The organism is Pseudomonas sp. YNh, from assembly GCF_037993085.1.
GTDB lineage: Bacteria > Pseudomonadota > Gammaproteobacteria > Pseudomonadales > Pseudomonadaceae > Aquipseudomonas > Aquipseudomonas putida.
In genome coordinates this window covers 272,965-285,450 of sequence record NZ_JBBMRJ010000005.1, presented here as the reverse complement: position 1 = coordinate 285,450, position 12,486 = coordinate 272,965, and the positions used below count along the sequence as shown (strand labels likewise).

Genomic DNA, 12,486 nt, shown 5'->3' with positions numbered 1-12,486 from the left:
TCCAGTCAGGTCAGGCGCGGCGTTGGGCCAGCAGTTCATGGGCAGCTTGCAGAGGCCGCGGGTCGACCCAGTCGGCAATGTCGAAATCGGCTTCGAGGAAACCGTGCAGGTACAGGAAGTCTTTTTGTGTGCCGAGGAAGACCAGCCGCTGTGCGGACAGGTCCGGCGCCAGGGTGGTGTGGAAGTCACCGCGGTAGGCCTCGGCCACGCCCTGGCTGCCCGCACGGGTTTCTTCTTCGAGAATGCGGTTGAGCGCGTCGCGGTTGCCGGCTGCCCACTCGGCGGCACGCAAGGTCTGGGCAAGGAAGCGCACCACCAGGTCGAAATGGTTGTCGAGCAGCCGCTGATGCACGGTGATCGGCCGCGGGGTGCCGTTGTTGATGCGGTGGCGTGGGTCGGGCAGCAGGTCGAGGTCGACGCCGACCACCAGGCCCAGCCGGCGTGCGGCATCGGCGGCCGCCGCGCCTTTCACGTACACGGCATCGACTTCACCGCGCGCCAGGTATTCCAGCCCCGACCATAGCCGCTGCAAGCCCAGCGCCGGGGTGGCGGCACTGGCCTGGTCGAGCAGGGCCACTTCCACCAGTTGCACGTCATCGAGGTGCAGGCCTGCCGATGCCAGGGCGCCTTTGTAACCGTGAAGGCTCATGGCCCGGGCAATGCTGCCCGGCCGACTGTCGCCCCAGGCCGGCAGCGCCAGGCGTTTGCCGTGCAGGTCGGCGGCGCTGCGGATGCCGGAATCCGGGCGGACCAGGATGGTTTGCCATTCCTCGATCCAGGTCAGGCCGATCAGCCGGCTGGGCGAGCCGGCCGCACGCGCCGCCAGCGCCGGCACGTTGCCGCCTTCGCGAAACAGCCCAGGCAGTTGGTGATCGTAGTGGTGATGGCCAAGCTGACGGGCCTCCTGCAGGGTCGAGACGGGCAAGCCATCGGCAGCAAACTCTTGCTCAAGCCAGCCGAGCTTGTAGGCCAGGCCTGAGGCGGTGGGCACCGGGCAACGCGTGAACCAGATGCGTTCCAGGGCGGATGGGTCGTCTGCCAGGCGTTTTGCTGTGGGGGTTGCGAAGGTCATGGGGGGCTCCTTGGGCGTCGTGCAAGCACCATTGCAGTGTGCGTGCCAACCGCTGGAGGCCTTGATTTACCTGGGTTTTAGTATTTTTTCAGGGAGCTGGGTGCTTGGCTGGGAGCAGGATTGCGGGTGGGGTGCTGCCAGATCAGCAGGGTGGCTGCTGCTGGCGCAGCAAGAGCTTGTACAAGCCACGCAGGCTGGGGCCTGAAGAGGGGTGGCAAAGATATTGCTCTAGGGCTTGGTACCGCGGTGTGGCCATTCGCGGGCATGCCCGCTCCCACAACGGCCAGCACAACCCTCAAGGGCAGTGCCGCCTCTGTGGGAGCGGGCAAGCCCGCGAAACAGGCGCACTAGCCCTTCAGACAATTCGAGACCCCACCATGAGTGCCATAGAACCCTCCCCCGCCCGCCACCTGACCAGCGAAGCCGACGCCATCGAAACCGCCCGCCAGGTGGCCGCGCAAATCGCCGAACTGGCCGCCGACCCGCGCAACAATGGCCAGCTGCCCCACCGCCAGGCCGAGCTGTTGTCCAGCAGCGGCCTGACCGCCATCGCTGTGCCCGCCCAGTTCGGCGGCCTAGGTGCCTCGGTGCAGACCGTGGTCGAAACCGTGCGCCTGGTCTCCACTGCCGACGGCGGTGTCGGCCAGTTGCTGCAAATTCACAACGTGATGCTGCGCGGCATCTTTACCGGCTACCCCGATGAAGTACGCGACCGGCTGATTGCCGACGTGCTCGCCGGCAAGCGCTTCGGCAACGCCCTGGCCGAAGTCGGCGGCAAGAACAAGTTCGCGCTCAAGACCCGCGTCGAGCGCAGCGCCGATGGCCAGTGGGTACTCAACGGCAGCAAGTTCTACTCCACCGGTTCCTACCTGGCCGAGTGGATCTCGCTGACCGCCGCCAGCGAAGACGGCGGCGTCGGCGTGCTGCTGCATCGCGACACCCCCGGGCTGACCCTGATCGATGACTGGCAAGCCTTCGGCCAGCAGAACTCGGTAAGCGGTACGGTAAATTTCGACAACATCGTGCTCGACGAGCGCTACCTGACCCGCCGTGCCGGGCCGATGAAGCGCACCGGCCTGACCTTCCCGCAGATCCTCCACGCCGCCATCGACACCGGCATCGCCGCTGGCGCCTTGCAGGCGGCTGTCGAGTACCTGCGCGAGCATGCCCGGGCCTGGGTGGAGAGCGGCGTAGAGCGCGCCAGTGACGAGCCGCATGTCATTCGCCAGATCGGTGAGTATGCCGTGGCGCTGCGCGGTGCCGAGTCGGTGCTGCGCGAGGCGGCGCGGGTGTTCGACGAACACGAGCGCGACCCGGAAAACAAGGCGTTGCAGGATGAGCTGATCTTGTCGGTAGCTACCGCCCGTGCGCATTCCGATGCTGCATCGCTGAAGATTTCCAGTGACCTGTTCTCGTTGCTGGGGGCCAGCGCTTCGCTGAGCAAGTGGAACCTCGACCGCTTCTGGCGCAATGCCCGGGTGCACACCACCCACGACCCGATCCGCTGGCGGCTGCACAACGTGGGCAACTACTACCTGAACGGGGCCGACCCGGGGGAGTACACGGCGGTGCTCAATGCCAAGGAGAGCCAGGGCGCTACCCGCCGTTGAATCCATTTGGGGCCGGGGGGCGCGTCGCGCCCCATTCGCGGCACAAGGCCGCTCCTACAAGGGCGGCGTCGCATTCTGATCGAGCATCTACATGAACCACCCGCTTCTTCGGGCATTGGCCATCTACCGCGAAATGCCTTGGCGCTTTGCTCTGGTCGCTGCCTTGTACATTGCCGGCAACCTCGGCCTGGCCTGGCAGCAGTGGCTGATCGGCCATGCGGTCGATGATGTCAGCGCCGGCCGCGCCGTGCTGCGCCTGGCCGACGGCAGCCTGGACGCCCGCGTGGCCTGGCACTGGTTGTGGCTGCTGCTGGCCATCGCCCTGGGCCGCGGCCTGCTGCAATACGCCGCCGCCGTGCTGTCGCTGGTGCTCAGCCAGGCCCTGCTCACGCGCCTGCGTGAACGCATCCTCAGCCAGGTGCAGCGCTTGCATCTGGGCTATCACTGGCACCACGGCATGGGCGAACTGGTCACACGCACCACCCGCGATGCCGACAAAGTGCGCGACGCGCTGATCACCTTCTGGCGGCAGATCATCGAAACCCCGCTGGTGGTAATCGTTGCGGTGGGCCTGTTGGGTTGGTACGACCCGCTGCTGGGGCTGGTGCCACTGCTGCTGACCGGCGCCGGGCTATGGCTGTTCGTTGTGCAGACCGATCGCCTGGTCACCCTCGACCGTGCCGTGGGCGCCGCCTATGACCAGGTCAGCCAGGACCTCGCCGAAGGCATCGGTGGCGTGCGGGTGATCAAGGCATTTGGCCTGGAACAGCAACGCATTGCCCGCTTCGCCCGGCAGGTGGAGGTGTTCACCGGTCATGCCCGCGCCGCCCTTGCCTACGCCAGTTCGCGCATTCCGCTGCCGCAGGCGGTGGTGGCGCTGGGGCATGTGTGGATTCTGGTGTACGGCGCCCATCGCGTGGCGGCCGGCGCGCTGGGCATCGGTGAGCTGGTCACTTCGCTGCTGGTGGCCACCACGCTGGTGTTCCGCATCGAAGGCATCGGCCGGGTGATGCAGACTTTCGCCGATGCCCGCGCCAGTGCCGAACGCATCTGGCAACTGCTGGACGAACGCCCGGCCATCGTCGGCGGCCATGCCACCCTGCCCGAAGGGCCGTTGGGGCTGAAGGTGAACCAGGTGCAAGTCAGTGCAGCAGAAGCTGGCCGGCCTATCCTGCAGGATTGCTCGCTGACCCTGCTGCCCGGTGAGGTGGTGGCGCTGGTCGGCGCCACCGGCACAGGTAAAAGCCTGCTGGCCAGCCTGCTGCCACGTTTGGCCGATGTACAGCACGGCAGCGTCCAGGTCGGCAGCGATACTGCAGGTTGGCACGACGTGCGTGACCTCGACCTGGCCGACCTGCGCCGCCGTGTGCAGGTGCTGCCCCAGGAGAGCTTTCTGTTCTCCGACAGCCTGGCCGCCAACCTGCGCCTGGCCGCACCGCAGGCCAGTGACGCCCAGTTGCGTGAAGGTATGCGCCTGGCCGCTGCAGAGGACGTGCTGGAACGCCTGCCCCACGGCCTCGACACGCCGCTGGGCGACCGCGGCGTGACCCTGTCCGGCGGCCAGCGCCAGCGCCTGTGCCTGGCCCGGGCGCTGCTCGGCGCGCCGGACATCCTGTGCCTCGACGACGCCACCAGCGCCCTGGATGCCCTGGGCGAACGCCAGGTGCTGCACAACATCCGCCGCCTGCACAGCGCCAGCGGCCAAGGCCCGACCTTGCTGCTGATCACCAGTCGCCTCTCCACCCTGCTGCTGGCCGACCGCGTGCTGATGCTGGAAAACGGCCGCATCACTGCCAACGGCAGCCATGCCGAGCTGTGCACGAACAACGCCCATTACCGCGACTTGCTGGGGATCGACCATGACTGATGCGCAGCACACCCCCGCCAGCGATATCGACATCGAACAACGCCTGGCCCGCCAGGCGCTGGACCGGGGCATGTTCCACCGCTTGCTGCCGCTGTTGCAGCCCATTCGCGGGCAGATCCTTGCCGTGATCGGCATCGAGCTGCTGCTGGTATTTACCGTGTTCCTGCGCCCGTGGTTCGTGCGGGAACTGCTGGACAAGGGCCTGGTGCCCAGCGCCGACCACTGGCTGCTCGACGAGCGCCTGGTACTGTGGCTGGGCCTGGGGCTGGCCGCGAGCTGGCTGGGGCGCTTTCTGCTGGCCGGGGTGTCGCAGTTCATCGCCGGGCGCGCAGCGATCGGCGTGCTCAACGCCTTACGGGTGAAAGTGTTCGCCCATGTGCAGGCGCTGTCGGTGAGCTACTTCGACCAGACCCGTGCCGGGCGCATCATTTCCCGTGCCGACCGGGACGTGGATGCGCTGGAGCCCTTGCTGGTGCAGGGCCCGCCCGAGCTGCTCGGCGCCTTGCTGCGCTGCGGCCTGGCAGCGGTAATGCTGTGGCGCATCGACCCCAGCTTCTTCTACAGCCTGGCTGCCACCGTACCGTTGCTGGTCGTGGCCACCTGGCGCTTCAAACGGGTTTCGCAGCGCAATTGGGCCAAGGTGGCCGAGCAGCGCAGCCGCTTCACCGCACACCTGGTGGAAAGTGTGAGTGGAGTGCGGCTGATCCAACAGTGCGGGCAAGAGCAGACCAACCAGGCACGTTACCGACGCCTGCTGGAAGACTTCAACCAGGCGCTGATCCGCGGCAGCCTGCGGGCCGGCTGGTTCGCCCCGTTTACCGCATTGCTCAGCACCGCCGGCATGGCCGTACTGTTGCTGGTGGGTGCTCATGGCCTGGCCGAGGGCAAGGTCAGCGTGGGCCAGGTTGCCGAGAGCCTGTTCTACGTGTTCCTGTTCCTTGGGCCGCTGCAAGAGCTGTCGGACCTGTTCGAGCGCTACGCCACCGGCAGCGCTTCAGCGCAGCGCATTTTCCTGCTGCTCGACACCCGCCCACAAGTGCTCGACCCGCCAGCGCCACACGCCCTGTCCAGGGCGCGCGGCCAGGTGGACTTCGACGCGGTCGGCTTTGCCTATACCCCGAACAGCTCGCGCCCGGTGATCGACGGGCTCCACCTACATATTCGCGCTGGTGAAGTGCTGGCCATCGTCGGCCCTTCCGGGCACGGCAAGAGTACCCTGGTGCAGTTGCTGACGCGCTTCTACGAAGTGCAGCACGGCGCCGTGAAGCTGGACGGCATCGACCTGCGTGCGCTGGCCCAGCATGACTTGCGGCGCAACGTGGGCGTGGTGCTGCAGGACAACGTGCTGTTCAGCGGCAGCATCCTCGACAACCTGCGCCTGGCCGCGCCATCTGCCGACGATGCACAACTGGTGGCCGCAGCCCGTGAGCTGGGTGCCGACGAGGTGCTGGAGCGCCTGCCGCAGCGCTACGAAACCGAAGTCGGCCCACTGGGCGCGCACCTGAGCCATGGCCAGCGCCAGCTGGTGTGCCTGGTGCGGGCCTACCTGGCCGACCCGGCGGTGCTGGTGCTGGACGAAGCCACCTCGGCAGTGGACGTGCACACCGAGCGACGTATCCAGCGCGCGCTGCGCAGGCTGTGCCAGGGGCGGACTGCGATCATCATCGCCCACCGCCTGGCGACCATTCGCGATGCCGACCGGATTGCCGTGGTGAAGAATGGGCGGGTGGTGGAGCAAGGGGCGCATGCCGATCTGATCGGGCGTAATGGCGCCTATGCGGCGCTGTACGACGCGTACCTGCGCAGTGCGGGAGCGGTTGTAACCGAGGGGATCGAAGTCTGACTTGCCGGCCTCTTCGCGGGTAAACCCGCTCCCACAGGATCACCACAGCATTCAATTACCTGTGAGGTACCTGTGGGAGCGGGTTGACCCGCGAAGAGGCCGGGCCTGTTCATGCTGCTACCCCAGCATCCATTGCTGCCGCACTGCTGCCACAGCAGCAGCCCTCTCCCCGTCTACTCCTCAAACCCCCGCCCTACAGGCCACGCGCCACGCATGGCACAGCCGTTGCACCACCGTCCCTATACGCACACCCCCCCCCTTCAGGAGCCCCCATGACCACCGAATTCTTCTGGCGCCTGCCCTTGGGCACCGATGGCCCACAGCTGTCCACCGACCGCCACAACCGCGGCAACCCCGCGCACCGCCCAGGCAACATCGCCCCCGGCCGCCTGCCCGATGGCCAGGCCGATGGCTTCACCTACATCGACTACATCGCCCAGGTCGCCAAGGCCGCCGAGCTGGCCGGGTTCGAAGGTGCGTTGCTGCCCACCGGCCCGGAGCCGTGGATAGCCGCCGCCGCGCTGGCCCGCGAAACCCGGCGCATCCGCTTCCTGATCGCCTTCCAGGCCACCTGGACCCTGCCCGCCTACGCCGCCCAGCAGGCGGCAATCCTGCAGAACCTCAGCGGTGGCCGGCTGGACTGGAACATCATCACCGGCGGCAACCCGACCAGCCAACGGGCCAATGGCGACTTCCTGGAGCATGACTTGCGCTACAAGCGCACCGGCGAATTCCTCGACGTGATCCAGGGCCTGTGGACACAGGAAAAGTTCTCCTACGAAGGCGATATCTACCGCCTGGAGAACGGCAGCCTGCCGCCGGGCCTGCAACACGAACGCAAACCGGGCGTGTACTTCTCCGGGTTTTCCGATGCCGCACTGGACGTGGCCGCGCGCCACGCCGATGTGTACCTGAACTGGGCCGAGCCCATCGATAAACTCAAGCCGCATATCGAACGCGTGCGCGAGTTGGCCGACAAGCAGGGGCGCACCGTGCGTTTCGGCCTGCGTGTCGACCTGTTCGCCCGCGAGACCGAAGAACAAGCCTGGCGCGAGCTGCGCCAGCAGTTCGAGCGCCTGGAAGGCAAGGCCAGCGCCAGCGCCAAGGGCTTCGTGACCGGCTCGGACTCTGTCGGCGGTGCACGCCAGGCGGCCTATCACCAAGGCTTGCAGGGCTTCGACGAACTGATCCTGGCGCGCAACCTGTGGGCCGGCTTCGCCAAGGCCAAGCCCGGCCCCACCGTGGGCCTGGTGGGCAGCCATCACAATATCGCCGAACGCCTGGCTGAATACCGCGATGCCGGTTTCAGCACCTTCATCCTCGCCGCCAACCCGCACCTGGAAGAGGCCCTGCGCATCGGCCAGGAAGTGTTGCCGCTGGTGCAGCAGGCGGCCACCACCACCCCTTTGCAGGCCAGTGCCTGAAGCCGAACGGAGCTGAACATGAGCCAACCCCTCGATACCCTGTGGTACACCCGCTGTCCGGTGCCCACCGGCCTGGGCATCGCCGTGCAGCAAGGCTGGCTGCAGGAAGACCTGGCCGGCCTCGGCACCCAGGTGCAGTCCCTGCGTGAAGCCGACCAGCAGGCCGTGCGCGAATCGCACTTCGACCACAGCCTGCTCAATTCGGTACGCCACGGCGGCAGCATCCCGGCCATCTGGGCCCGCGCCCAGGGCCGGGACACCCGCGTGATCGGCCTGTCGTGGGCCGATGAGGCGCAGTTGATCCTGACCCGGCCAGACAGCGGCATTCACACCGTGAAAGACCTCAAGGGCCGCCGCTTCGGCCTGCCCGACTGGGCCGCCGCACAGATCGACTTCACCCGCGCGCAAGCCCTGCGCGGGCTGGAAAACGCCCTCAAGCTGGCAGGCTTGCAAGTGGGCGACGTGGACTTGGTCAACTACCGCTACGACGGCACCTTCAGCGACCGCCCGGTGCGCAACGTGGCCGGCATACCGGTGTCCAGCACCCAGAGCGAAGGCCGCAACCTGGAGCTGGCCGGCCTGCTGCGCGGCGAGGTCGATGCAATCTTCCTCAAGGGCGCCAGCGCCGTGCAACTGGCCCACGCCTTTGCCCTGCACACGGTGATCGACACCGGCAGCCACCCCGACCCGCTGATCCGCAGCAACAACGGCACGCCACGCACCCTGGCGGTAGACAGCCACCTGCTGGCGCAGCACCCGCAGGTGGTGCGCACCCTGCTCGGCTCGGTGCTGCGCGCCGAACGCTGGGCCCACCAGCACCCCGACGAAACCCGCCGCTACCTGGCGCGGGAAACCAACAGCAGCGAGTACTGGGTGCAAGTGGCTTACGGCACCGACGCCCACCTGCGCCTGAGCACGCGCCTGGACGAACAGGCCATCGATGCCTTGCAGGACTTTGTCGAGTTCCTCAAGCGCTGGCGCTTCATCCCGGCGCGCTTCGAGGTGCGCGACTGGATCACTCGCCAACCACTGGACCAACTGCTGGCCCCCCTCCAAATGGACAGGAAACCCGTTACCCCATGACCAAGCCCCTGGAAACGCTCTGGTACACCCACAGCCCCGTGCCCACCGGCCTCGGCATCGCCGTGCAGTCGGGACGGCTGGCCGAGGCCTTTACGCCGTTTGGCACCAATATCCAGTCTCTGCGCGAGTCCAGCGAACGCGAGGTGCGCGAAGCCCACTACGACCATCACCTGCAGAACTCGGTGCGCCACGGCGGTAACATCCCGGCCATCTGGGCCTACGCCAGCGGCGTCGAGACCCGCGTGCTGGGGCTGTCGTGGAGTGATGAGGTGCAGTTGATCCTCACCACCGAAGAAAGCGGCGTACGCAGCATTCGCGACCTGAAGAACCGCCGTTTCGGCATACCCAAGTGGGCCAACGTACAGATCGACTTCACCCGTGCCCAGGCCCTGCGCGGGCTGGAAAACGCCCTGAAGCTCGAAGGCCTGGCGGTGGCCGATGTGGAGCTGGTCGACTACCCCTACGGCGGCACCTACAGCGACGACGCCAAGCAGCACCTGTACGGCGCTGAAGTGAGCCTGGACACCAGCCGCTTCAGCCGCCGCAACAATGAGCTGATCGGCCTGCTGCGGGGCGATATCGACGCCATCTTCCTGAAGGGTGCGCACGCGGTGCACCTGGCCCATGAGTTCGGCCTGCGCGTGGTGGTCGATACCGGCAGCCACCCCGACCCGCTGATCCGCAGCAACAATGGCACCCCACGCACGCTGACCGTGGACCGGCATTTGCTGGAAAACCACTTCGATGCCAGCCGTACGCTGGTCGACACGGTGCTGCGCACCGAGCAATGGGCCTGGGCCAACCCGGAGGAGACGCGGCGCTTTTTGGCGCGCGAACTGAACACCAGCGAGTACTGGGTGGCAGCGGCCTATGGCGATGATGCGCACCGGCGCTTGCGTACTACCCTGGACAGCCGCTCGATCGAGGCGCTGCAGGACTTTACCGAGTTCCTGTTCAGGTGGGGGTTCATTCCACGGCGTTTCGATGTGCGGGAGTGGATTGATTTTCGCGTGCTGGAGAGTGTGATCGGTTCGACTTCGCGGTTGGCGGTTTGAGATTTTTGGGGCTGCTGCGCAGCCCCAACAATCTCAGCCCCACCACTGCTGCCCCAGCAGCACCCGCCCAGCACCCCACTGCTGCCCAATCTGCAACACCCTCTCAAAACTCTAATAAACACGATACATTTCAATAGCTTAACAACATGGCACAGTCCCTGCTCTAGCTCTCCCCAATAACGCTTTACATACGGGGAGATCCACCATGCACCAACTCAATCCACTGGCCCGCCAGATCAGCCTGGCGCTTCTGCTGGCCGGCACCGGCAGCCAGTCCATCGCCGCCAACGAAGACAATAAAACCGAACCGGCCCTGGAAACCGTCACGGTCACCGCCCAGCACCGCGAGCAGACGTTGCAGGAAGTCCCGGTGGCCGTGTCGGCCATCAAAGGCACCAGCATCACCGCCGATGGCGTGCGCTCGATGGGCGACATCACCACCTTCGTGCCCAACGCCTCGGCCAAGAACCCCGACGGCGACGGCCGCCCGCGTTGGTACATCCGCGGCCTGGGCACCGGCGACACCGGCGCGGCAACGGTCTTCCCGGTGGGCATCTACGCCGATGACGTCTACCTCAACGCCCCCATCGCAGGCGGTGGGCCGCTGTTTGACCTGGAGCGCATCGAAATACTGCGTGGGCCCCAAGGCACCCTTTATGGCAAGAACACCACTGCCGGTGCAGTGAACGTGATCTCGAAGAAGCCCACCTTCGACACCGACGGTTATGGCACCGTCGGCTTTGGCAGCAAGAACGAACGCATCGTCACCGGCGCCATCGGCGGCGCGCTGGTGGACGAAAAGCTGGCCGGGCGAGTGGCGCTGTATTCCGAGGAGCGTGACGGCTTCCAGAACAACGACTTCGACGGCAACACCTATGGCGATGTGAACAAGAAAGCCATCCGCCTGCAGTTCCTGGCCCAGCTCAACCCCGACCTGGACGCCCTGCTCAAGGTCCACAGCCGCCAGTTCAAGGGCGACGGCAGCAATGGTTCGCTGCCCGTGGGCCGCTACTACAACGTCGGCTACGAACGCCCGCATGGCCGCGACATCTCGCTGAACGTCAACGAAGACTACCGCCTGGACCACGACGGCGCCTCGCTGACGTTCAACTACTACCTGGGCGACTACACACTGACCTCGATCAGCGCCTACGACTACATCCGCAACCGCTCCACCAGCGACGCCGACTACACCCCCTACGAGGTCAACGGCGCGTCGATCACCGACAACAGCTACCGCCAATGGTCGCAGGAGCTGCGCCTGGCCTCGCCGGAAGACCGCCCGCTGCACTGGCTGCTGGGTGCGCACTACTTCCACGAAGACCTCGACAGCTCGGCACAGCGGGTGGTCACCCCCGGGCCGACGCCCAACGGCACCGGCTCGAACCAGGTGGGCACCACGGCGTTCCGCGACATGGGCTTCGACCACCGCACCGACAGCTACGCGCTGTTTGGCAACCTGACCTACGACTTCACCGACGACTTCAGCGTCACTGGCGGCCTGCGCTGGACGCAGGAGAAAAAGGACATCGACCTGGACCTGGTGCAACTGACCCGCGCCACCGCCAACGGTCCGCTGGTCCCGCTGGGTGGCGTGGGCACCAACGGCAATCGCCAGGAAGACAAGACCTGGGAAGCCTGGACCTACGACCTGACGCCCGAGTACCGCATCAACGACAACCTGCGGGTGTTCTTCCGCTACGCCCACGGTTTCCGCTCGGGCGGTTTCAACACCGGGCTGTCGACCAGCCTGGCGCAGCTGACCACGGTCGACCCGGAAGAGCTGGATGCCTATGAGCTGGGGCTGAAGTCGGAGTGGTTCGACCGCCGCCTGACCGTCAACGCCAACCTCTTCTATTACGACTACTCCGACATTCAGGTGAACCTGCTGACGGTGAACAATGGCGTGCTCACCACCGCACTGACCAACGGCGCCAAGGGCAAGGTCAAGGGTGCGGAGCTGGAGATCGAAGGCCAGCCGACCGAGCGCCTGCACCTGCGCGCGGCGGTGTCATTCCTTGACACCGAATACACCGACTTCAAGAACACCAACCCCACCACTGGCGCGGTAACCGGCGACTACAGCGGCAACAGCTTCGTGCGTTCGCCGCGCAACGTGGTGTCGCTGGGTGCCGACTACACCATTCCGCTGGAAGTGGGCGGCAAGCTGGTGGCAGGGGGCGACGTGAGCTTCCGTGACAAGGAGTACTTCCTGGCCGACCGCCAGAGCAGCGCCGACGAAACCCTCAGCCAGCCCCACTACACGTTGGCCAACGCCCGCCTGAGCTGGTTCAGCCACGACGACAAGCTGAGCGTGACCGGTTTCGTCAACAACCTCACCGACCGCCGCTACCAGGTGCACGGCCGGCCCAACGGTACCGCCGGGCAGTACGTGATCACCTACGGCGACCCGCGCACCGTCGGGCTCAGCGTTACCAGCCGGTTCTAGGTTGCCCTTTCGGGCCTTATCGCCGGCAAGCCAGCTCCCACAGCTACAGCACAGGGCCTGAAACCTGTAGGGACCTGTGGGAG

At 66.4% G+C, this 12,486-nt stretch carries 8 protein-coding genes; 7 read left to right on the top strand and 1 reads right to left on the bottom strand.

Annotated features, from left to right (window positions below; translation table 11 throughout):
• Positions 1-10: 10 nt before the first annotated feature.
• On the bottom strand, positions 11-1,072 hold the full coding sequence (locus WF331_RS07120; RefSeq protein WP_340622768.1) for an ABC transporter substrate-binding protein: 1,062 nt from the start codon (positions 1,070-1,072) through the stop codon (positions 11-13).
• 377 nt (positions 1,073-1,449) lie between these two features.
• On the opposite strand from WF331_RS07120, the gene WF331_RS07115 reads away from it, so the two are divergent.
• The 7 genes from WF331_RS07115 to WF331_RS07085 all read left to right on the top strand — a co-directional run bounded on the left by WF331_RS07115 (position 1,450) and on the right by WF331_RS07085 (position 12,403).
• A complete protein-coding gene (locus WF331_RS07115) occupies positions 1,450-2,682 on the top strand; it encodes an acyl-CoA dehydrogenase family protein (protein WP_340622767.1) in 1,233 nt (410 codons plus the stop codon).
• Positions 2,683-2,773: 91 nt separating this feature from the next.
• Positions 2,774-4,549: an ABC transporter ATP-binding protein gene (locus tag WF331_RS07110; protein WP_340622766.1), complete on the top strand. Its 1,776-nt coding sequence runs from the start codon at positions 2,774-2,776 to the stop codon at positions 4,547-4,549.
• Positions 4,542-6,392, top strand: coding sequence for an ABC transporter ATP-binding protein (locus WF331_RS07105; protein ID WP_340622765.1), 1,851 nt, complete (start codon positions 4,542-4,544; stop codon positions 6,390-6,392). The genes WF331_RS07110 and WF331_RS07105 overlap by 8 nt, the downstream gene beginning before the upstream one ends.
• Before the next feature lie 272 nt (positions 6,393-6,664).
• The gene (locus WF331_RS07100; RefSeq protein ID WP_016500386.1) at positions 6,665-7,816 is read left to right on the top strand and encodes an LLM class flavin-dependent oxidoreductase; all 1,152 of its coding nucleotides are present in this window, start codon (positions 6,665-6,667) and stop codon (positions 7,814-7,816) included.
• An 18-nt stretch (positions 7,817-7,834) separates the two neighbouring features.
• Positions 7,835-8,899, top strand: a complete 1,065-nt coding sequence (locus WF331_RS07095; protein ID WP_340622764.1) for an ABC transporter substrate-binding protein — start codon at positions 7,835-7,837, stop codon at positions 8,897-8,899.
• Positions 8,896-9,954 carry an ABC transporter substrate-binding protein gene (locus tag WF331_RS07090; protein ID WP_016486035.1) on the top strand — a complete coding sequence of 353 codons (1,059 nt, stop codon included), beginning with the start codon at positions 8,896-8,898 and terminating at the stop codon, positions 9,952-9,954. Before WF331_RS07095 ends, WF331_RS07090 begins: the two co-directional genes overlap by 4 nt.
• Positions 9,955-10,159: 205 nt before the next feature.
• Positions 10,160-12,403, top strand: coding sequence for a TonB-dependent receptor (locus WF331_RS07085; protein ID WP_340622763.1), 2,244 nt, complete (start codon positions 10,160-10,162; stop codon positions 12,401-12,403).
• The last annotated feature ends 83 nt before the right edge of the window (positions 12,404-12,486 follow it).